This is a genomic window from Candidatus Koribacter versatilis Ellin345, assembly GCF_000014005.1.
GTDB classification, from domain to species: Bacteria; Acidobacteriota; Terriglobia; order Terriglobales; family Acidobacteriaceae; genus Korobacter; species Korobacter versatilis_A.
In genome coordinates this window covers 1-21,325 of the sequence record NC_008009.1, presented here as the reverse complement: position 1 = coordinate 21,325, position 21,325 = coordinate 1, and the positions used below count along the sequence as shown (strand labels likewise).

Here is a 21,325-nt window from a genome sequence, read left to right as displayed (position 1 = left end):
GCTCTCAACATTATTGCAAACGAAAAGGCCTCGCCGCAGCGAGGCCCATTCTCTAAGCGGGTGCCCCACGTCACGCGTCTTTCAGGACGTGGGAAAAAACTACGCCTTAGCCGGAACGATGCTGACGAACCGCCCGAGGTTCCCGCGATCCTTGAACTCGACGCGGCCATCGGCCTTCGCAAAGAGCGTGTCGTCTTTGCCGCGGCCGACATTCAGGCCCGGCTTAATGCGGGTGCCGCGCTGACGAACGATGATCGTCCCGCCGGTCACGGTTTCGCCGCCAAACGCCTTCACGCCCAACCGCTGGGCATTCGAGTCGCGGCCGTTTCGAGAGCTGCCTAAACCTTTTTTATGTGCCATCGCTTAATCCTTTACTCAGCCGCTGCGGCTTTCTTTGTCGAACGGCGCGCCTTCGCCGGGGCAGCTTCCTTCTTCGGCATGTCGTCAATCGTGAACTTCTCGCCGTCCACATTGATCTCGGTAATCTTCAGCGCCGTGAAGCCTTGGCGATGTCCCTGGAGCTTCTTGTACTGCTTCTTGCGCTTGTAGTGGAAGACCAGGATCTTGTCGCCGCGTCCATCGCCGAGAATTTCGGCCGTGACGGTAGCGTTTTCCGGGCTGCCAAACTTGCCTTGGCCGTTGCTCACTGCGAGCACATCGGCGATTTCCAGCTTGCCCGACTCCGAGTGCGGAGCCGAATCGACTTTGATAACGTCTCCGGGCGAGACGCGAAACTGCTTTGACCCGGCGCGGATGACCGCGTACATAGATGCCTCCGAAACTTAACGCTCCCGCGCACACGGGCAACGGCACGTGGAGCTACGAGAAACGAACTTTATGCGCTTGCACTCCCCCGATACAACCTTGCGGGGCCGAGAGGCCCAACCATTCCGGGGTGTCCTAGGAAGGACGCGAAAGTACAGGCAAACCATGTGATTGTAACGTTTTCAACAGGCGGGAGTCAATCCGGGCGGCAACGCTCGAAGAGATTCGCCGAATCGCGGATAAACCACGCAGAATCTTAGCTTCTAGCCATGAGATTCGCCAAAAGCACCTACCTCATCGCCGCAATCTACGGCTTCCTCGTCGTCACGCCACTCTATTTCCTCTTCGATCGCATCGGCCACGACGCCCCTCCGCCTATCACTCATCCCGAGTTCTACTGCGGGTTCGTCGGCGTCGCGCTGCTCTTCCAGGTCTTGTTTCTCGTCATCGCCAGCGATCCCATCCGCTACCGTCCGATCATGCTCGTCACGGTCCTCGAGAAGGTCATTTACACCGGGCCGTGCATTCTTCTCTACCTGCAAGGACGCATCGCGAAGAACAGCCTCGCGCCGTCACTCGTGGATCCGATGTTTGGGTTGTTGTTCGTGATCGCGTATGTGAAGACTAATCCAGCGGTTCTGTCCGCCCAAGCACGAGGAAGTAGTAGCCGTTGAACATGCCTTCATCCGCAATCTTGAATCCAGCTTCGCAGACTCGCGTTCGCCATTTCTTCTTGCCGGCAAGATGGAATGAAAGCACGCTCGCGACCGCGAACATCGTCCAGCCCGGTATCCAGACGGCCAGCAGAAAATGACCGTCCGGCTTCAACACACGTCGCACTTCGCGAAGGCCTGGCATCGTCGCGTCGCCCAAGTGGTCCATCGCATGTGCGCTGACGACGGCGTCGAAGTCACCGTCTTCGAAGGGAACATGGGTGATATCGCCCTTGCGAATCTCAACCCGCTGCCGAATCCCCGCCAGTTCCAGGTTTCGCTCCAGCAAGTCGCGTCCTCCACCCTCGATGTAACCGGAATCGAAGCGATCGAGAGCGACAATTCGTGCTTGTGGGAACGCGCGGTTTAGCGCCAGCACCGTCCGTCCGGATCCGCACCCGGCATCGAGCACCACGCTCTCTTCCCCCAGCCGAAGATCCACCATTGGCAGTACCGCGCTGTCGTAACTTGCGGTGGTGCGCGCGATCAATCCGCCGGCAAAGAAACCCGCCGCCTGGAGCGTGGCAAGTAACGCCAACCCCCAAATGCGCGGTACCGCAATTTCCAGCACGATCGCGCAGCCAAGTAACGTTGAAGCCGCAATCCACGGTCCCAGCATCCAGGCAGGCTCCCATCCGAACTGATACTCATCGTGGCGTGCTCGCCGCAGCGTCCTGGCAAGGCGGTTGCCGCCGAGCACATACACAGATGCTCCCAGCACGGCTGCGCCGAGCACGTGAAATCCAGCGAACCACACCATCACCCTGGAAATTGCGTGCAGCCGCGGCACGAACACCATCAACCCGATTGCGGCTATCACTCCAAACAGTCCCATTGGCAGCATGTGGCCATGTTTCCCCTCGCTCATCGCTTGACCTCCCGTCTCGCATAACCGAACATACTGTTCGGAAATGGAAAACTGCCGAACAAACCGGGCGAGGATGTTCACTCCCGAACAAAAAGTGAGAGTTTGTGCAAATGACGAAGCTTGATAAGCGTGTTCAACGCACCCAATACCAACTGCGTTCAGCCTTGCTGGCACTGATAGTGGAGCACGGCTATGAGCAATTGAGCGTGCAGGACATCCTTGATCGCGCCGGCGTGGGCCGCGCTACGTTCTATGCCCACTACCGCAGCAAGGAGGATCTCCTGGTCCGCTCCATGGACATCCTGCGTCTGCATCTGGTCGCGGAGACGGCGGCAAAGAAAAAATCCAAGCGTACGCCCCTCGGATTCACTCTCGCATTCTTTCGCCACGTCGACAGCCATCGCCAGCTCTGGAGGGCAATCGTGGGTCGGGAGAGCGGCTTTATCGTGGATCGCCAGATGCGTCGCCTGCTGCTGGACTTGGTTCGTCTCGACACCAGCCGTTCTGCGGCACTCGGTCGAAGCAACAAGATTCCTGAACTCGCAGCACACTTCCTCGTCGGTGCGCTGATGTCCGTCATGGTGTGGTGGCTCGATTACAACATCCGCCTTACCCCACTTGAAGTTGATCGCGTCTTTCGCGAAATGTCGCTACCTACGCTGAAGGCATTGCTGCCCTAAATCCTCGCCATTTCGGCAATTGGATCAAATCCGCATATTTGGGAACCGATTTCGGCAACTCACGCTTTCGATTGAAATATTCTCGAAACCTTGTAATCCTTTCTGGTGTCTGTATGTCAAACGAACGGGAGGCCGTCATGAAGCGACCCGTAGGGGTGGTCCTTCTTTCAGTCTTGTTCTCGTCTCTCGCCGGCGTGGTCGCCGCGCTGATCGCCTTTGGCTGCTGGGCTGCCCACATCGGACACCTTACGAATGGTCCGCTCTTCATCGGCGGCATGGCCGAACTCACTCTCGGCTTCATGACTTTCGGCTTCATCTCCTACGGCCTCTGGGACCTCGACGAAGACGCCCGCTGGGCAACGTTCAGCATCTTTGCCGGCCCCGCCGGACTGGCGATGATTCTCGGCATCTCAACCCTCTCCCGCGACTTGGTGGACGGTATCATCGCCATGACCCTAGCCGGCCTGCTCGCCGTCCCTGCGATCTACCTCCAACTGCGTCCCATTCGCAAGCACTTCGCCGAACTGATCCTCATCGACCTCCACGTCTGAGTGCCGCAGGCACTTCTTTGTTTTCAATGTTGTAGCCGAAGGAAAAAGTAAGGCCACCCGCTTTGGGTGGCCCTCGTTGTTTACGTGCACGGCTAGTTCTGCGGCATCTTGAAATTCACACCACGGTCCGCGTTTACCTTCGACGTTGCACTCAGGTCTAGATCGGTGAGCAGGAGTCTCTGGGTCTTGCTCCCGAGAACGATCAAGTGAGTTCCGGCGATGGCGTAATTCGAGACTTCCTGCTGATGCCCATCGCGAAACACCAGGATCGTCGGATTGGGCGAGTCGTCGAGCGAAGACGCAACCGGCGCCGGTTCGTCATAGCTCGGTTGCTGTTCCCGATAGATCGGAGCGCTGCTGCGGTTGTCGGCGATCGCGCCTGAAGCTTGTCCGTTGTGCTCAAAGATCGTCGGGCCCACACGATTGTCCGGCTGCTCTTGCACCTCACCGTGGTCAAACGTGCCGTGCCCCTCGAGCTGGCCATATTCGCTGTCGTATGGAAGCTCGGTGGAAGTGCCACCGTACCCGTAGCCCGAGCCATAGCCAAACCCATTGTTATTGTTTCGGTGGCTGTTGTTGTCGTGACCATTGTGGCCGCCATTGCCGCCGCCGTGGTCGCCATTGCCGTTATGTCCGTTGTTGCCATGGGACGGTCCGGCAACTTTCACCGCGCCGCCAGCCCAATTGCCGCTGTGGCTGGTTGACGTGGCGTGACCGCCACCGCCGGATCCACCATGGGATCCCTGGTTCTGGGCCGCCACCGGTAGCGCCGCAAACGCAGCGACTGCCGAGGCCAATGCAAACAGACGAAATTTCGAGTGCATGGGACTATCCCCCATTCGAGCAACAATCATACTGCCGCCGCAAACGTGCAGCGCAATTGTTTTTGTCAATTCTGGGAACCGGAGGTCACCGGCAGGAAGGGTACTAGCGGGTCAAATGCGTAAGCTGGACGAGCCCCATCACGCTCGCCGCCGCATGCACGAGCAGCGCACCGACCAGCACGGCCGCAAGTGGGACCATGTAACGCGTCTCCAGCAGATCGGTGAACACTCCCGCAATGAACACATAGAACATGGGGAGGGCAACGAAGAGGAAGAGTCGTCCGCCGAAGTGCGGCATCACCAGGCACAAGAAGACACAGAACAATCCGGCGACTAGAGGCGCGGTGGTACCGAAGTAGCGCGTCCGCGGCCATGCGATGTAGGTGACCAATGCGATAAGGAGCAGAAGCAAAGCGGGAAGACTGTTATCGCGGAAAAAAGATCCGATCAAACGATAGGAACTCATACTGGCAAGTTGCGACACATCGAACTCGCCCCAGTTCGCGTGGCGCAAAGCAGCGAGCATCTCCGCTGGATTAGGAACGAATGTGAAGGAGAGCGCAACCAGTCCAACCACGCACGCGGCTACGAAAATCGTCATCGCCGCTCCACGCCGCACCGGAGCGAGCCATAGCATAAAAGCCAACGCCGGCAGCAACAACCAGACCACGGAATACTGCGCGCCGACAGCGATGCAAATGGAAATGCCGAGCAGAACGATGCGCTTCCAGTTCCACAACACAACTTCGCGCGGTGCATAAAGCGTATGCGCCACTGCGATGCCGGTGAAGATCAATCCAAAAGCGCCCCAAGCGGCCGGAACATCCGGCTGCAGCAAGGCGCTGCGAATAATCAGGAACGGAGAAAAGATATAGAGAGTGAGAGCGATGTATCCGCCGGCGTTGCCATAGAGGCGCCTGGCCACGTACCAGAGCGAACCACCGAGGAGCACGCCCATCAACAAGAACGGGGCGCGGATCGCCCAGCGGTTCCGGATCATGAGATACGCATTGCTGCTGTCTTTTCCGATCACCGGAATGGCCGCCAGTAAGCTGATGAGTGGCGAGTTCTGTTGTGTACCCGCGATGAACATTCCGCGCAACTGCTGCGCGCCCGATTGCAGCACAAGTCCTTCGTTCTCGACCAAAGGAACGCGCGCGACGAACCACAGGCACTGCGCGAGAAACACGCAGAGAAGCAACGCCGCGAACACCTGCGGCAACCGGATTCGCTCACCAAAGAGTTTGGGCATGGTACAGGGTGGAACTTATTGTTTTATCACGAGCACAAGAAAAGCGCGGCCGAAGCCGCGCTCCTCACACTGCAACTCTCTACCAGGAATAATGCACGGTGTAGCGCACCACCTTCTCCTGGTCCGGTGCAACAGTCACGTGATACTCCATTGTTTGCGAGTCCGTTTTCTTGTGCTGGTCGGTCTCGGTCGTGATCTTCCAGTTCACCCAGCGATAGAGGTGCTCGACCACGCGCACCGTCACGGCTTCTTTCTTGTGATTGCGCACGTGGATCTCGAAGCTCTCGTCCGCCCAGTGGCCGTTGTGGTCCACGTGATAGTCGGTCTGCTTGCGCTCGCCGACGACGTCGAATGTGTTGCCCGTGTATAGCCGTACGGTTTCATCTTTCGGCGTGTGGTCAATCTGGTTCTCGCCGATAAATTGCAGCGAGCCATCGGAATCGCGGCGGTAGAAGCGCACACGGCCCTTCGGCAATGCGATGCCGAGCCCGTTTTCCTTGGAGTTCTTGAACTCCTGCATCACCCAGACTTTCTTGTTCGTCTGCGTGCCGTAGCTCGGCTGATCGCCAACATAGCTGCCGTAGTAGTAATAGCCGTCCATACCGTCGTACACGTAGATGCGCTGCGAGGTCACGCCCATCGCGTGTACAAACTCGACCTGCTTGGTCTCTTCCTCATGCAGCGTCGTCGGATGCTCGAGGGTGTAGAGATGGAATTCGTCAAACGCCTTCTCCGTCACCACCGGAGCCGAAGCGGCCTCGTTCATCGACATAGCAGCCTTCGCCGCGTAGTCCCTCCTAAGCCCACCTGTGTTCTGAATTTTATTCACGTCCCCCGCCATTAGCCGAATGCGCGAGTTCTCGAACGTCTTGCCGGTATTGTTGTGCATGGTGATCCAACCAACCACATCAGCAACGTTGCCGGTCTCCGGCACGACCAGGTTGTAATCGGCGTTCCAGCTCATGCCGTTGGTGATGTATGCCAACTCGGCATTGAACGCTCCGGGCTTGTCCGATTGCAGCAGCCAATTCAGTGTCGGCTTGAGAACGGTGTCTTGGCCGAGGTCCGGAAAGATGGGCTCGCCCGGCAGCGAGAAACGCAGCTTGCCGTCCACTTCGATCACCGGTTGCTGTGCGCCGCCGTATGGATTCTGGGCATTCGGATGCACGTACCCGCTGCGGATGACCTTACCCTTGACGATCTCTTCCCGCTCACCAAACTGGCCGCGGCGGACGAGGAAGTCGATAGTCTTGCCCTCGTACATCGAGAGCAAAAGCCCTTGCGAAACCGGATCGCTGCGATAGCTCTGCTCGAGGATCTGCACCGAGTGCTGTCCGAGAGGATCGCGCAGAATCACCGATTCGGGTTCGAGCGTGGTTGTCGCTCCGGCAAATGTGAAGGGGTTGATTCCACTCTTCAGATCGAGCGGAAGATGCTCACGAACCGCGGCAAAGCCGCCGTTGTAGATCGTGAGCGAGGTTCCATCCTCCGCAACCGCGGCGACAGACAGAAGAAACATCAGCCAAACTGTAGTTAAGAAGCCACCAACAAACTTGCGCATCACCTTGTCTCCTGGGGCGAGGGCGCTCTCGCCGTCAGAGAGAGAACGGTGTCACTGGACTGGCTTGCAAGGATTTTTTTGGGCGAGATGGAAAGCTCTGCAAAAAGGAAGCTGCGCGGATCGGCAATTCCGTCCGCGCCCTGTCACGTCATCGGGTTGATCGATGCTTCCTTAGACCGTCGCCCTGGCGGGCGATGCGGCTACTGCTGCGGTTGCGGCTGCGCCTGTTGCTGATTGTCGCGGCCCTGCTTGCGCTGCTCGCGCATCTGGTGCTTGAGCTGCTTGTATTGCGTGTACTGGTCAGCCGACAGTACGCCCTTCACCTTCGCGTCAGAGTCCTTCATGATTTGGCGCGCTTCCTTGCGCTTGGTGGCCTTGTCATCCGTCGAACTGCGCAGTGCTTCCATCTTCTGACGGCGCTCTGCGAAGATCGGCTTCAACTGCGTCTTCTGTTCGTCAGAAAGGTTCAGCTTCTGCGAGAGGTTGTCGAACATGCGCTCGCCGCGCTGACCGTTCTGCGCTGTTGCCGCAGCGGTGTTGCCTTGCGCCGGAGCCGCAGTCTGCGCATCTTGCGCGAAGGCCGCACCGGAAACTGCAAGAGTTAATGCAAGTACAGAGGTTGCGAGATACCTAGCCATTTGGAACTTCTCCTTGTTTTCCCCAACTGATTTCCCCAAGCTTTCGGGGTCTGCAATTACGAACACAGGCGTGTCCTTGAAGTTCCGGGGCTATCGTAAGGCTTCGTCAATAAGGCTACGGCACACTTCCGTGTTCTCTGCGCAAGTCGCGGTGGATCAATGTCTTCGGGGCAAGGGATAGCAAGCGTACGTAGCTCGTTCGAGGGACAACCAGCGATCTGTGCAAACTCGGGCATAATAATAGCGCTGAATAAAAGCGTCCAGTGCAGAGCGCTTGATGCACTGCTCACTGGACGCTTTTAGAACTACAACTTCAGGTCAACTACCAAACGCGACAGGCATTGCTTGGCGCCATCGCCATGCCGGCTTTGCAGCCGAACGCTTTGCGGAACTCGGGCATATTCTGAACCGTTCCGTTCACACGCCACTTGCCCGGCGAGTGTGGATCCGTGGTCGCTTGCAGCCGCAGCGATTCCGGCGTCTGGTTCGCGCACCAAGCGTGACCATAACCGAGGAAGAACCGCTGCTCCGGGCTGAAGCCGTCCACGTCGGCCGGAGGGTTGTTCCCGTAGGACGCCAACAGCGCCATCAGCGCAACCCTCACGCCGCCGTTGTCGGCGGTGTTCTCGCCGAGCGTGAGCTTGCCATTCAGTTTCACGCCTTCTGTCGCTTCGAAACCCGAATACTCATTGACGATGCATTCCGCACGGTCGGTAAAAGCTTTGCCGTCGGTCGCAGTCCACCAATCGTGCAGATTGCCGTCGCGGTCGTACTGACGGCCCTCGTCATCGAAACCATGGGTCATTTCGTGCCCGATCACCGCGCCGATCGCGCCATAGTTGATCGCATCATCGAGACGGTTGTCGAAGAACGGCGGCTGAAGGATTCCCGCCGGAAACGTAATGTCATTGCGTTCCGGATGATATTCCGCATTCACCGTTGGTGGCGTCATGCCCCATTCGGTCTTGTCCACCGGCTTGCCGATCTTGTTCAGTTGTCGCCGAATCTCGAACTCGTTTCCGCGCCAGAGATTTCCCAACGCATCGCCACGCTCCACGCGATAGTTGCTGTAGTCGCGCCACTTGTCCGGATAACCGATCTTGTCGACCATGGCGTCAAGTTTCGCCATCGCCTGCTTCTTAGTGTCCTGCGACATCCAGTCGAGATTGCTGATGTCCTCATGCAGCGCGGCCTCGAGATTTTTCACCATCGTTTCCATGCGCTCCTTGGCCTGCGCACCAAATGCACTCTTCACGTACACCTGGCCGAGTGCTTCGCCCAGGTGATTGTCGGTGTAATTCGCGCAGCGCTTCCAGCGCGGACGCTGCTCCTTCGCGCCGCCCAACACCTGGCGATAGAAATGAAATTCTTCCGTCTGGAATCCAGTCGGCAACTCCTGCGACGCCGCGTGCAACGTTTGCCAAGTTAAATAATCTTTGATTACCGCGAGGTCTGTCTTCTGAAGAACCGCGCCCAATCCGTTCAGGAACGGCGGCGAGACGTGATTGATCTTCTCGAACTGCGGCGGATTCACCGCGGCCAGATAGTGATTCCAATTGAAGTCTTTCGAACCGGCGACCAGCTTCTCGCGCGTACTCGGGTTGTAGAGCTTCTCCGGATCGCGGCGGCTCACGACGTCCATTGAGATTTTCGCCAGCTGGGTCTCCAGTGCCATGACTTTTTCAGCAGACTTTGCCGCGGCTGCTTGTGACGTGCCAGCCAGCTCCAGCATCTTCGCGATGTGTGCCACATACTCCGCGCGAAGCTTCACCGATTTCTCATCGGTCGTAAGGTAGTAATCGCGCTCTGGCAGTCCAATCCCTCCCTGGTCCGTGGCGGCGATCACTTGCCGCGCATCCTTGGGATCGGTGATGGAAAAGAATCCGAAAAACGCATCCACGCTGATGAGGTGCAGTGCTGCCAGCGTCTGCGGCAAATCCGCTCTGCTTTGCATGCCGCGGATTTTCTCCAGCACAGGAGCGATGGCCGCGGTTCCCTTTGCGTCAATCGCAGATTCATCCATGCATGCCGCGTAGTAATCGCCAATCTTCGTCGTGGTGGCGTCGGCGCTGCCGGCCTTTGCCTGTTCTGATGCCTTATCGAGAATTGTGCGGAGTGTTGCGGTGTTGTGCTCTTCGAGCTGGTCGAAGGTTGCAAAACGCGTGCGCTCGGCCGGCAGCGGATGGTTCTTGACCCAGTTGCCGCACGCGAATTGGTAGAAGTCGGTACACGGGTCCGCAGTACGGTCCAGTGCATCGATGCTGAAGCCGGTATCGTTCTCCTCAGGAGCGCCATGCACCCAGGGAATACCAGCCAGAAGAAGTGCCGTGCCCAATACAACTTGTATCGCCTTCATGGAAGCTCCTTACCGCCGGGAATTACAAAGAAAGCCGCCATTAAACAGCGAAACCTGACGCGACCCGAAGGGTGTGGGGCAGGATCAATGCTTTTGGGTGTGAGTTGGTTCGAGTCAGTGTGCACTCACATGGTCCGGTTCTGATCGCAATGCAAAAGGCCCGCCAAAGCGGCGGGCCAAATCTTTTGCAGAGATTCTTCGTTAGATGTCCAGGTTCTTCACATCCAGCGCGTTCTCTTCGATGAACTTTCGGCGTGCTTCCACGTCTTCGCCCATCAGCGTGCTGAAGATGGTTTCGGTCTCCGTCATGTCCTCGAGCTTCACTTCCAGCAGAGTGCGCCTCTCGGGATCCATGGTGGTCATCCACAACTGTTCGGCGGTCATTTCGCCAAGACCTTTGTAGCGCTGTACCGAGTACTCTTTCTTGCCCTCGCTCAGCACGTAATCGAAGAGCTCGCGGACGTTTGTCTTTTCCACGATTTCCGGCTCACCTGCCCTGGTGCGACGGACTGCAACCTTGGCGCTCTTCTGTTCGGCCTTTTCGAGATCGGCGCGCTCGGCGTCACTCAGATCTTCCGCAGCCTCCGCAGCGCTTGAGCTCTTCTTCGAAGCCGTCTCGATCACAAACGGCGGCTCCATGAAGTCTTTGATCTGTGCGTACTTCGACATCATCTGCCGGTACTCGGGGCTGGTCGCAAGCTCCCAGTTCAGCAAATGCTCAGCACCCTGGTCGTTCACGAAGCGCACGAACCAGAGATTGTGCTCGTCATCGAACCTTGCTTCGATGTCGCGGAGCTTCCGGTCTTTCGCGATGGCCTTGATCTCTTTCTCAAGCGCAGCGACCTTGGCCGGAGACTTCTTGGCTTCGCCCTCAAAGTCAACTTTCTTGGAGAGTTCAAGCTTTTCCATCAATTCGACGACGCGTTCGTCGCGAACCCGCTTCGATACTTTCTCGAAGAACCCGATGTACTCATTCAGCGAGGTCATGAAGCGTGTGAGCTGCGCGCCTTCCAACTTCGCAGCGCCCTCGCCGTAGCGGATCACCATGCCGTCCGCCGCGCGCTTCACCATCACCTTCACGAACTCGGCTTCGTTCTTGATGTACTGTTCGAACTTGCCTTTCTTGATGCGATACAACGGCGGCTGCGCGATAAACACGTTGCCGCGCTTGATGAGCTCCTGCATGTGGCGGAAGAAAAACGTGAGCAGCAGCGTACGAATGTGCGAACCGTCCACGTCGGCGTCCGTCATCAGGATGATCTTGCCGTAACGCAGTTTCGCGTAATCGAAGTCATCCTTGCCGATGCCCGTGCCGAGCGCGGTGATCATCGCCCGGATTTCTTCGTGCCCGAGCATCTTGTCGTAGCGTGCCTTCTCCACGTTGAGAATCTTTCCCTTCAGCGGGAGGATCGCCTGGAAGCGACGATCGCGGCCCTGCTTCGCGGTGCCGCCTGCGCTTTCACCCTCGACGAGATACACTTCACAGCGCTCCGGCTGGCGTTCGGAACAGTCCGCCAGTTTGCCCGGCAAACCGCCACCATCCAACGCACCTTTACGACGCGTAAGATCACGAGCTTTGCGAGCGGCCTCGCGTGCGCGGGAAGCTTCAATCGCCTTGTTGATGATCTTGCGAGCCACCGGCGGGTTCTGCTCGAAAAACGCGCCCAGGCGCTCATTCACAAACGCCTGCACGATACCAGCGATATCCGAATTCAGCTTACCCTTCGTCTGGCCTTCGAACTGCGGCTGCGACAGCTTTACGCTGATGACAGCGACGAGGCCTTCGCGCACGTCGTCGCCACTCAGGTTCTCTTTCACATCTTTGAACAAACCAAGCTGCTGGCCGGCGTAGTTGATGGTTCGCGTAAGTGAGGAACGGAAGCCCTGGAGGTGGGTACCTCCGTCGACGGTGTTGATGTTGTTAGCGAAGCTGAAAACAGTTTCGGAATACGCGTCGTTGTACTGCAGCGCAATTTCCATCGCCACGCCATCGCGTTCAGCTTCCATGTAGATCGGCTTTTCGTGCAACACGCTCTTGCCGCGGTTCAGGTGCTTGATGAACTCCGCGATACCGCCCGTGTACTTGAACTCCTGGTGCTTCGACTCGCCCGTCTTCGGGTCCGTGGTGCGCTCATCGGTGAGCGTGATCAGCAGTCCCTTGTTGAGGAACGCCAATTCGCGCAGACGATTCGCCAGCGTGTCGTAGTTGTACTCGGAGACAGTGAAGATCTTTGCATCCGGAATGAAGTGGATCTTGGTTCCGAGCTTCGTGGTCTTGCCGGACTTCTTCAACTTGGTAGTCGGAACGCCTTCGGAATATTCCTGCTGCCACACGTGTCCATCGCGCCAGATCTCGAGTTCCAACAGCGAGCTCAGTGCGTTCACGCAGCTCACACCGACACCGTGCAGGCCACCCGACACTTTGTAGTTCGAGCTATCGAACTTTCCGCCGGCGTGGAGCACGGTCATCACAACCTGTGCCGCCGGAATCATCTCGCCGTCAATGTCCATGTCGCCGGTGGGAATGCCGCGGCCGTTGTCGATAACGGTGATCGAGTTGTCGATATGGATGGTGACGTCGATTCGGTCGGCGTGACCCGCCAGCGCTTCATCTACCGAATTGTCAACCACTTCGTAAACGAGATGATGCAAGCCCATCTCGCCGGTCGATCCGATGTACATCGCAGGGCGCTTGCGGACGGCTTCCATGCCGCCGAGCACCTTAATCGAATCCTCGTTATAGTCCGACGAGCCGTTTCCGTTGCCGTTCTTCTTCGGTTCCGTGGCGCCGTTCAGTTTCTTCTCGGCTGCCGCCGCTGCTGCCGTTTCCTTCGAGGCCATCCTGCTCCATTCATCCCCAGCATCGTGGCTGGGCAAACTTCCAGCGTCCGGCACGGATCCACAACTCTGCGGTTCCAGCCACCCTGAAGTAACTTCATCTAATTGAAATTACAGTCACTTAACGGGGTTCCAACGCTCTTTAATTCTACCACAGTAGAGCCCATTTTCGAGCTTCCCCGACAGGCCATAAGTCGTTTCCTGACTTGGCTTTACAGAGAGGGAACTTGGTTCGATAACGGCGCCGCGAAGAGGTGCTGCAAAGATGGTCTTCCGCGCCTCGATCCAGCAATCAGCGAAACTCTTTTTTAGTCGGGACGCGACGGATTGCCGGTTCCGAAGACACCACCGAGAGTGCACAACTTCTACTCACACGGAGACAAATTGCGCAAACAACTTGCGCGCACTCTCCCGCAACACATCCTGTAGATGGCGAGCCTGCACCACAAGATCGAGAACGCTGTAAATGAAGCGCGCATTCTCATTCTTGGCGGCCAAGTCATCATCGGCGTGCAGTTCAGAATCTTCTTCGAGGACGACTTCCAGCACGTTGCACTGATCTATCAACGAACTCTCTTTGCTGGGCTCGCCATACTTCTTCTCGGCTTGGCCTTAGTGATGGCGCCCGCGAGCTACCACACGATCGTCGACAAGCACCGCGACACCGCCGGCTTTCATCGCTTCACGACGGCGATGCTAGCCATCGGACTCCTTCCGTTCGCCATCTCATTGGGGTCCACGATCCTGGTGACGTTCCAAAAATTGAGCACGCCGGGCACCGCGATCGTCGCCGCCGTGATTTCAACGCTGCTCGCATGGTCCTACCGGGTGCGCAGGCGTTGCTCGGCTTCCAATTCATCAACGTCTGGTTGGGCGGGTTCGACACAATCTCGCAGCACGCAAAGCTCACACACCTGGCGAGCCTCTGCTCTGTCGCCATCGCGACGATCCTGCTGGTTCTGCCGGCTGCCTACCACCGCATCGCTGAGGCCGGCGAAGACACAGCCAACTTCGTGCGTTTTGCAGGCAGAATGCTTCTCACTGCAATGGTGTTCCTTGCTCTCGGAATCTGTGGGGACTTCTTTGTCATCGCCGAGAAGCTGCAATTCTCGATCATCGCGAGCACCGCAATGAGCGGAGGAATGCTCGCACTGTTCCTGGGCCTGTGGTTCGGCTACACCTCTTGGAAACGTATGCAGATAGCGCATTCTTGACGTCTCGCTTCAGCAAAGGGGACGTCACTTTCGTAACGAATCGCGATTTCCATTCTGCCGATGGAAGGAGTGCAACACCAAGCGAGGTGCAACATGGTGGAACCAATCCAGAGCCACTCGCCGCCCGTGGAAGCCGATATTGTGCCGCGGCCCGCGAAAGTGGAGCCGATCCCGTCTCATGGATTTTCCGTAGAAGATGCGGTGACTTTGCACAACAAGGCTGCCACCGGAAACGAGGGCTCGGAATAGTCGGACGCGGCCCCAGTTCCCCGCTGGGGCGCGTCAACGAATGTTATGCCTTTGCCGGCACCGTCAACTGACTGGTGCAATGTGCGCAGCGCCGTGCATCGAGCGGAATCTCGCTCAGGCACTCCGGGCACTTCTTCGTCGTCGGATCCACCGGAGGTTCTTTGCGCGCGCGCTTGATGATCGCGTTCATCGGCATTACAACGAAGAAGTACACCGATGCTGCAATCAATAGAAACGAGATCGCCGCATTGACGAAATTGCCGAACATCAGCTTGCTGCCGCGAATCTCAAGTGCGATCGCGGAGAAGTCAGGTTTGCCGACAATCGCCGCAATGAATGGAGTGAGGAGATCTTTTACGATCGACGTGACCACGGTGCCGAACGCGGCGCCCATCACGACGCCGACTGCCAAATCCACCACGTTACCGCGAAGTACGAACTCCTTGAATCCTTTGAGCATGGCTTGCCTCCGGGAGTGGGCGCGCAATCAATCTACGTGAGGAAAACATTCGCGGCAAGGCGTTCCATCCATCGCCTTTCACGTCAGGAAAGCAATTGTCCAAGCCGCTACTTAGCATCAGGCAACGGAGTTCCTGGATTCGAACTGAATGTAGCGTTGCTGATAATTGGCTTGGCCCACAATCCCACGCTCAAAACGCATCCGAAGGTGAGGTAGAGCACCATCATCCCGTAACGTAGCCCGAACATATCGCCAAGGCGGCCGATGATAAGCGGAACAACCGCACCACCCATGATGCCGGTACAAAGAATGCCCGCGAACGAGCCATGATGCTCTGAGACGGAATTGAGGGCGAGTGACATCAGCGTAGGCCACATGATGGAAGCAAACAGCCCAATCGCTGGGAAGGCGTACAGCGCCGCCTTAGCAGGGCCAAACAGCGCCACGGTGAGGCAGCCAACCGCGCCGAACGAAAACGCCAGCAGCACGCGACGGCTATCGAACAATTTCAGCAGGACGAGCCCAAGCAGGCATCCCGCCGTCATCAGCCCCCAGAACCATGACACTGCACTCGCCCCGGTGGTATGTGGGTCGAAGCCATGGTATTGCTCCAGGAACTTCGACATCCAGACGGCGACACCCTGCTCGCATCCGACGTACGCGAAAATACAGCCGAAGTAGAGCCACACCATCGGTCTCTTCATCAGCGCGCTGTACATCTCGCGGGACCCCGCCGCTTCGTCACTGGTGCGCTGTACAGCCGGAAACCGTACAACCAGGAGCAGGATGACCATCAGAGCGGTCGAGGCCGCGAAAATCCAGTACATCGACAACCACGGCCATTGCGCGGGCGTGACCGCCGCGAGCAGATGGACAAACCAATTGTGTCCCGACAATTTCGGAAGGTTTTCGACAAGATAAGAGAACACCAGCGGACTGAGGAACGAAGCTAGACCGAAGACGAGTTGCGCCAGCGCCGAGTTGAATGCGAAATTCTCCTCTCCTCCAGCGACTCGCAGCAAAGGATTGAGCGCGACTTGCAGCACCGCCATGCCGCCGCCCATCACGAACAACGACACGATCGCAACAAGGTACGAGGGATGCACCGCAAAAACCAGAGCGCCTATCGTGGCCGCAAAAAATGAGGCCACCATCACCGGCTTTTCACTAAACCGTTCGACCAGGAACCCTCCCGGAATCGACATCACTCCGTACGCAATGAAAAATGCAAACGGAAGAATCGCCGCCGCCGTGAGGCTTACGTGGAAGCTCGTAATGATGTCGGGAATGATGGGACCAAGGATGTTGGTCAGGAAGGACAGTACGAAGTAAACCAGCATCAACAGCGCGACGATGGCATAGCTTCTGCGCATTCTCGTTTACTCGACCGCCGTAATCTTAGTGGCCCGTTCAAACTTTCCGGCTTCGCGACCTGCCAGCGCAGCCAGCGCGATGGTCATCATTTCTGCCGGCAGGATCTCGACAATCGGCCGGACACATTCGGGAACAGTCGGAATTCGGCAGGCAGCGTCGTTTGAATCGGTGGAAATCAGTACACCGTGCGCGCCGGCTTCGCGAATCTCCGCTGCCATGCGTTCGTTTAGTGCACGCGTTCGTTGCTCGCCTGCGATCACGGCGACGAACAGCTCGGGCCTGAGCATCTCAAACGGTCCGTGTCGGAACGCGGCACTGCTCATCCCTTCCGCATGGAAATGGTCGGATTCTTTAATCGTTAGCGCACCTGTATACACCGCTGCCAGGGATGATCCCCGGCCGACGAGAAAAATATCCTTGATCGGCTGCAGCGCCTCACACAAATCTGCGACGTGTTTCTCCCACTCTCTGAGGTATTGCTCGACAGCATCCGCAGCTACCTGAAGTTCCTGCAACCGGTCATCGGTAGATTTCCCACATAGCGCAGCGCTTACGACTTCAAGAGCCATCAGCGATGAAACATACGTCTTGCACGACACCGAGAATTCTTCACCCGCCTTCGTGAGTACCGCGACATCGGCTTTTGTCGCGAGCGGACTGTCGGGCGTATTGGTCACCGCAACCACCGCGTGCCCTCCTGCGTTTCCTTCGAGCAGACGTACCGTCTCGGCGCTCCGCCCCGATTGCGAAACCGCGATCACCAGCGTCGACGGTTTGAGCAAGTGCGGGTAGTAATGAAGTAGTTCCGAGGTTTCCAGCAAGATCGGCGTCCAACCGTGTTCCGCGCACTCGATTGCCAGTGGGTGTGAAGCGAAATACGAGGAGCCCATGCCGGTCAGTACCAGTCTCTCGAACTTTCGTGAACCGAGCAGAGTTCTAATCCGCTCGAACGCAGAAGAATCACTGAGCACATCCCACGTCGCTCGCAGTGCTCGCGGCTGATCGAGAATGTCCTCTAAATAGCGGCCTCGAATAACGGAACTGTCGCTCTTCACGCGACCTCCCCATCTTGCCGAAATCGATGATGCCAAACCCGCGCGGCGCCGACCAGTCCGGTTTGAGGTCCCAGCGAGGCGAGCCGGATATCCGTCTTCTCGTAGGGAACCTGGGTGCAGCAGCGACGGACCTCGGCGTGGATCTGTTCCATGAACAAATCCGCACTTCGCATCACGTTGCCTCCGAGAACAATGACCTCCGGCGTAAATAGCGTGATCAGGTTCGCGACGCCCAGCCCGAGATAGTGTGCTTCCCGCTCCACCCCCCGTTTCGCAATAGGATCGCCCTCACGCGCGCGTTCGCAAATGCGCTTGGCAGAGAAGTCTTCAGGCGGCCAATCGGCAGGCGCTTGCGAAGTCATCCACGCGCCCATCGCCGGTCCTGCGCACAGTACCTCCCAGCAACCATGGATGCCGCAGAAGCAGAGAGGGCCAGAAGAATCCATCGTGTAGTGTCCAATCTCCGGGTGCGCACCATCTGCGCCACGATAGAGCCTGCCGCCAAGAATAATGCCGCCACCGATCCCGGTTCCCACGGTTACGAAGATCATGTGCTTGCGACCGCGGCCAGCACCCCATGCTGCCTCGCCAAGAGCAGCGGCATCCGCGTCGTTCTCCATTGCGACCTTCACGCCGAACCGTTCGGCCAGGTCGCGCACCGGATTGCAGCCCATCCACTCCTTGATGAACTCGGCGTTGCCGATTTCGCCCGTAAGCGGATCGACTGGGCCGGTGCTGCCGATTCCAACCCCCGTGATCACCTCGCCGCTTTTCTCGGCACAGGCACGCAACATCGCACTGATCCGGTTCAGCGCATCAGCATACCCACGCTTCGCTTCGGTGGGACATTCGTCGCTCGCAATCACCACGCCGTCTGCGTCCACCACGCCCACAGCGATCTTTGTTCCGCCGATATCGACAGCCCCGATCATGTCGGTAATCCTACCGCCAAATGAAAATCGCTGCCCGCAGGCAGCGACCCCAAAATCCAACAGAGAGTTTCAGATCCGCATCGGCATTACCACATACCGATACTTGAACTCATCTGACGTTGCTTCCGGACGCAATTGGCCGGCCGACTGCGCATTCTTGAATTCGAGTCTCACCTCATCCGCACCAGCGGCCTTCAGGAACTCAATCAAGTATTGCGAATTGAAACCGATGGTCACTACCTCACCCGTATACGCGGTCACGATCGAATCTTCCGACTCGCCGGTTTCAGTGGATGAAGATGAGATGCGTAGCTCGTCCTTTTCCAGGCGAACTTTAATTGCCTGCGAGCGTTCGTCCGCAAATTGCGCTACACGCAGGATCGCCGCCATGAATTCATCGGTCCGGATTGTCACCGACTTGTCGTTGTCCTTCGGCAGCACAGCTTCGTAGTTCGGGAATTGGCCGGTGAGTTGGCGCGAGGTCAGCAACCGTCCGCCGATGCGGAAGAACAGCGTGCTCTCGTCCTTTGCGAACTCGATGTCTTCGGTCTCGGTCGACTGTAATAGCGAGTACAACTCGCTCATCGCCTTCTTCGGCACCAGCGTTTTCATCTCGCCGCTGATTTCGAACTTTCCACCCTGGCGCTCGATATGGGCCAGGCGATGGCCGTCGGTCGAAACCATGATCAGCGACTCTGGTTTCAGCACCATCAGCGCGCCATTCAATGTGTACCGCGACTCTTCGTTGGAGATCGCGAAAATCGTCTTACCAATCATCGTTCGTAGCGCGGCGGCAGGAATCTTCACCATCCCAGTCGTCGGAAACACTGGCAAGCTGGGGAAGTTCGAGCGCGCCATGCCAACCATCTTGGTGTTTGAGCGTCCGCTACGAATGTTGACCCAGTGGTTCTCCAGCAACTTGATCGTGATGTCGCCATCGGGAAGCAGCTTCACGTAGTCGTAGAGTTTGCGCGCCGGAATGGTGCAGGATCCCTCTTTCTTCACCTTCGTTACACAAGCGGTCCGAAGACTGAGATCAAGATCGGTCGCAGTGATGTTCAGCTTGTCGCCGACGGCTTCGAAGAGAAAATTGGAAAGGATGGGAATGGTGGTCTTGCGCTCGACGACGCCTTGCGTCGCGGTGAGTTCCTTGAGCAGATCGAACTTGCTGACCGTAATTTCCATTGCGGTTCCTTGCGCTGTTCCCGATGTCTCCGCCGCCATAATCGTCGTTGGCAACTTACGCTGCCTCCCCCTGGTTTCTAACCGCGTCAACCAGAGTGGCGCTTCGGTTGGACCCGGTTTTACTGCTTTGCTTTATATATCAAAAATAGAACATAAAAACAGTAGTAACAGTAGGTCTTGCGGAAAAGTGGAAAATCGGTAAAACCCGCGTCCTGCGTGACCCGAAGCGAATTCCACCTGTCGAGTTCCGGTCCCGCATACTGCTACTTCTGTTCCTAACCCGTCCATATCTTTCCAGACTGACCCGGTCTTGCACGCCTTCCACATCTCATCCACAACTTGCCTGAAGGAAAACTGCCTCCAGAAGTGGAAAACGCGGCCGAAGCCGCGTCTTATCCGCTTAGACTCTCGGTAAGTTTATTGAGGAGCCTGTTCAAATCTTTGTCCGATTTCCGGGCCTCGTCGATCTTGTCCACCGAGTGCAGCACCGTCGTATGATGCTTGCCGCCAAACTGCCGCCCAATCTCGGGCAACGATGCTTCCGTCAGGTGCTTCGCCAGGTACATCGCAATTTGGCGCGGATACACAATCGCCCGCGAATTGTTTTTCGCCTTAATTTCGGCGATCCGCAGGCCAAACTGCTCAGCGCAGGCCTTCTGAATCGACTCGATCGTCACCTTCCGCGTCTGCTGATCAATGATGTTCTTCAGCACCTGCTGCGCGGTCATCAGGTTCAACTCGCCACCCGTAAGAGACGAGTACGCTACCAGACGGATTAAGGCGCCTTCCAACTCTCGCACGTTGCTGCGAATGTTCGACGCAATGAACAGAGCCACATCCGTGGGCAACTGCGTCCGTTCGGACTCCGCCTTCTTCTGAAGGATTGCAACCTTCGTCTCAAGGTCGGGAGGCTGAATATCGGCAATCAGGCCCCACTCGAAACGGCTACGTAGACGATCTTCGATCTCTGCCAACTCTTTCGGCGGACGGTCACTGGCAATCACCAACTGCTTCTGCTGCTCGTGCAACGCGTTGAACGTATGGAAGAATTCTTCCTGGGTCCGCTCCTTGCGTGCAATGAACTGGATATCGTCAATCAGTAGCACATCCACCGTCCGGTAGCGCTCGCGGAAGCTTGTCATCTTGTCGTAGCGGACGGAGTTGATCATGTCGTTCGTGAACTTCTCACTCGACACGTAGCAGATGGAATGCTCAGGGTTGTTACGCTTGATGGTATGGCCGATGGCCTGCATCAAGTGCGTCTTTCCCATTCCCACGCCGCCGTACAGGAACAGCGGGTTGTAGGTCTTCGAAGGCCGGTCCGCCACTGCACGCGACGCAGCGTGTGCAAACTGGTTGCCGGGGCCGGTAACGAAGTTATCGAAGATGTACTTGGGATTCAGCTGTGCCGCACCGTCCCAGTCGAAGCGCGCTTGTTGAACTCGCGCCGGCGCAGGGGCTGCCGCTGACTGTGGCGGAAATCCTCCGTCGTGCCGCATCGGTGCTTCCGCGGGCGCTTGATCGGTCACGAACTCGACGTCTTCAAAGCCGAGGCCAAGACTGTCGAGCGCTTCCTGGATCAGGTCGCCGTACTTTTCGCCAATGTGGCGGAACTCCGGCGTCGGCACGCGAACGAAGATCTTGTTTCCCTGTGAGTGACTGAACCGTGTGGGTTTGAGCCAGGTGTCGTACGAGAGGCGATTTACTTTCTTCTCCAGCGCATCCAGAACCTGAAGCCAAGGGTTCGGAGCTGGTGGAGTCGTGGTCGAGAGGGACATAGAAATTTCTCATCTGGCCGCGCAACACACGG

General features: G+C 57.5%; 21 protein-coding genes and 1 pseudogene. 6 read left to right on the top strand and 16 right to left on the bottom strand.

Annotated elements, in window-relative coordinates:
• Window positions 1-99: 99 nt before the first annotated feature.
• Window positions 100-360, bottom strand: a complete 261-nt coding sequence (rpmA, locus tag ACID345_RS00100; RefSeq protein WP_011520826.1) for a 50S ribosomal protein L27 — start codon at window positions 358-360, stop codon at window positions 100-102.
• Window positions 361-371: 11 nt separating this feature from the next.
• Window positions 372-767 (bottom strand): 50S ribosomal protein L21, encoded by a 396-nt coding sequence (gene rplU / locus ACID345_RS00095; protein WP_011520825.1) that lies wholly within the window; start codon window positions 765-767, stop codon window positions 372-374.
• A gap of 267 nt (window positions 768-1,034) precedes the next feature.
• On the opposite strand from rplU, the gene ACID345_RS00090 reads away from it, so the two are divergent.
• On the top strand, window positions 1,035-1,439 hold the full coding sequence (locus ACID345_RS00090; RefSeq protein WP_011520824.1) for a hypothetical protein: 405 nt from the start codon (window positions 1,035-1,037) through the stop codon (window positions 1,437-1,439).
• On the opposite strand, the gene ACID345_RS24930 is transcribed toward ACID345_RS00090, so the two are convergent.
• Window positions 1,390-2,346, bottom strand: a complete 957-nt coding sequence (locus tag ACID345_RS24930) for a class I SAM-dependent methyltransferase (RefSeq protein WP_011520823.1) — start codon at window positions 2,344-2,346, stop codon at window positions 1,390-1,392. The two genes, ACID345_RS00090 and ACID345_RS24930, sit on opposite strands and share 50 nt — an antisense overlap.
• A 110-nt stretch (window positions 2,347-2,456) precedes the next feature.
• Between ACID345_RS24930 and ACID345_RS24925 the strand changes: the two genes are divergently transcribed.
• Together ACID345_RS24925 and ACID345_RS00075 are read left to right on the top strand one after the other, a co-directional pair.
• Entirely contained in the window at window positions 2,457-3,026 is a 570-nt protein-coding gene (locus tag ACID345_RS24925; protein ID WP_011520822.1) for a TetR/AcrR family transcriptional regulator, read from the top strand.
• Window positions 3,027-3,163: 137 nt separating this feature from the next.
• Complete coding sequence (locus ACID345_RS00075; protein ID WP_011520821.1) at window positions 3,164-3,577, top strand: hypothetical protein; 414 nt, start codon at window positions 3,164-3,166, stop codon at window positions 3,575-3,577.
• Between the two features lie 92 nt (window positions 3,578-3,669).
• Here the strand turns inward: ACID345_RS00075 and ACID345_RS00070 are convergent, their stop codons facing one another.
• From ACID345_RS00070 to ACID345_RS00040, 7 genes are all read right to left on the bottom strand, one after another.
• On the bottom strand, window positions 3,670-4,401 hold the full coding sequence (locus tag ACID345_RS00070) for a hypothetical protein (protein WP_011520820.1): 732 nt from the start codon (window positions 4,399-4,401) through the stop codon (window positions 3,670-3,672).
• A gap of 103 nt (window positions 4,402-4,504) precedes the next feature.
• On the bottom strand, window positions 4,505-5,653 hold the full coding sequence (locus ACID345_RS00065; RefSeq protein WP_011520819.1) for a glycosyltransferase family 39 protein: 1,149 nt from the start codon (window positions 5,651-5,653) through the stop codon (window positions 4,505-4,507).
• Between the two features lie 79 nt (window positions 5,654-5,732).
• Window positions 5,733-7,214, bottom strand: coding sequence for a DUF4139 domain-containing protein (locus tag ACID345_RS00060; protein ID WP_011520818.1), 1,482 nt, complete (start codon window positions 7,212-7,214; stop codon window positions 5,733-5,735).
• A 200-nt stretch (window positions 7,215-7,414) separates the two neighbouring features.
• Entirely contained in the window at window positions 7,415-7,852 is a 438-nt protein-coding gene (locus ACID345_RS00055; protein ID WP_011520817.1) for a hypothetical protein, read from the bottom strand.
• 322 nt (window positions 7,853-8,174) lie between these two features.
• Window positions 8,175-10,208 carry a M13 family metallopeptidase gene (locus ACID345_RS00050; protein WP_011520816.1) on the bottom strand — a complete coding sequence of 678 codons (2,034 nt, stop codon included), beginning with the start codon at window positions 10,206-10,208 and terminating at the stop codon, window positions 8,175-8,177.
• 201 nt (window positions 10,209-10,409) lie between these two features.
• Window positions 10,410-13,049, bottom strand: coding sequence for a DNA topoisomerase (ATP-hydrolyzing) subunit B (gene gyrB / locus ACID345_RS00045; RefSeq protein ID WP_011520815.1), 2,640 nt, complete (start codon window positions 13,047-13,049; stop codon window positions 10,410-10,412).
• 366 nt (window positions 13,050-13,415) lie between these two features.
• Complete coding sequence (locus ACID345_RS00040; protein ID WP_041855297.1) at window positions 13,416-13,613, bottom strand: hypothetical protein; 198 nt, start codon at window positions 13,611-13,613, stop codon at window positions 13,416-13,418.
• On the opposite strand from ACID345_RS00040, the pseudogene ACID345_RS27450 reads away from it, so the two are divergent.
• From ACID345_RS27450 to ACID345_RS26760, 3 genes and pseudogenes are all read left to right on the top strand, one after another.
• A pseudogene (locus ACID345_RS27450) lies at window positions 13,557-13,799 on the top strand (hypothetical protein); the annotation flags it as partial. The gene ACID345_RS00040 and the pseudogene ACID345_RS27450 sit on opposite strands and share 57 nt — an antisense overlap.
• Window positions 13,800-13,861: 62 nt before the next feature.
• Entirely contained in the window at window positions 13,862-14,260 is a 399-nt protein-coding gene (locus tag ACID345_RS24920; protein WP_011520814.1) for a DUF6328 family protein, read from the top strand.
• Window positions 14,261-14,353: 93 nt separating this feature from the next.
• Window positions 14,354-14,509: a hypothetical protein gene (locus ACID345_RS26760; RefSeq protein WP_187148910.1), complete on the top strand. Its 156-nt coding sequence runs from the start codon at window positions 14,354-14,356 to the stop codon at window positions 14,507-14,509.
• A gap of 43 nt (window positions 14,510-14,552) precedes the next feature.
• Here ACID345_RS26760 and mscL read toward each other — a convergent pair whose 3' ends face one another.
• The 6 genes from mscL to dnaA all read right to left on the bottom strand — a co-directional run bounded on the left by mscL (window position 14,553) and on the right by dnaA (window position 21,293).
• Complete coding sequence (gene mscL, locus ACID345_RS00030) at window positions 14,553-14,969, bottom strand: large conductance mechanosensitive channel protein MscL (protein ID WP_011520813.1); 417 nt, start codon at window positions 14,967-14,969, stop codon at window positions 14,553-14,555.
• A gap of 107 nt (window positions 14,970-15,076) precedes the next feature.
• Entirely contained in the window at window positions 15,077-16,342 is a 1,266-nt protein-coding gene (locus ACID345_RS00025; protein ID WP_011520812.1) for an MFS transporter, read from the bottom strand.
• Between the two features lie 6 nt (window positions 16,343-16,348).
• The gene (locus ACID345_RS00020) at window positions 16,349-17,398 is read right to left on the bottom strand and encodes an SIS domain-containing protein (RefSeq protein WP_011520811.1); all 1,050 of its coding nucleotides are present in this window, start codon (window positions 17,396-17,398) and stop codon (window positions 16,349-16,351) included.
• Window positions 17,395-18,330 (bottom strand): ROK family protein, encoded by a 936-nt coding sequence (locus ACID345_RS00015; protein ID WP_011520810.1) that lies wholly within the window; start codon window positions 18,328-18,330, stop codon window positions 17,395-17,397. The genes ACID345_RS00020 and ACID345_RS00015 overlap by 4 nt, the downstream gene beginning before the upstream one ends.
• A 69-nt stretch (window positions 18,331-18,399) precedes the next feature.
• Window positions 18,400-19,515, bottom strand: coding sequence for a DNA polymerase III subunit beta (gene dnaN, locus ACID345_RS00010; protein ID WP_011520809.1), 1,116 nt, complete (start codon window positions 19,513-19,515; stop codon window positions 18,400-18,402).
• A gap of 392 nt (window positions 19,516-19,907) precedes the next feature.
• Window positions 19,908-21,293: a chromosomal replication initiator protein DnaA gene (dnaA, locus tag ACID345_RS00005; RefSeq protein WP_011520808.1), complete on the bottom strand. Its 1,386-nt coding sequence runs from the start codon at window positions 21,291-21,293 to the stop codon at window positions 19,908-19,910.
• Window positions 21,294-21,325 lie beyond the last annotated feature (32 nt).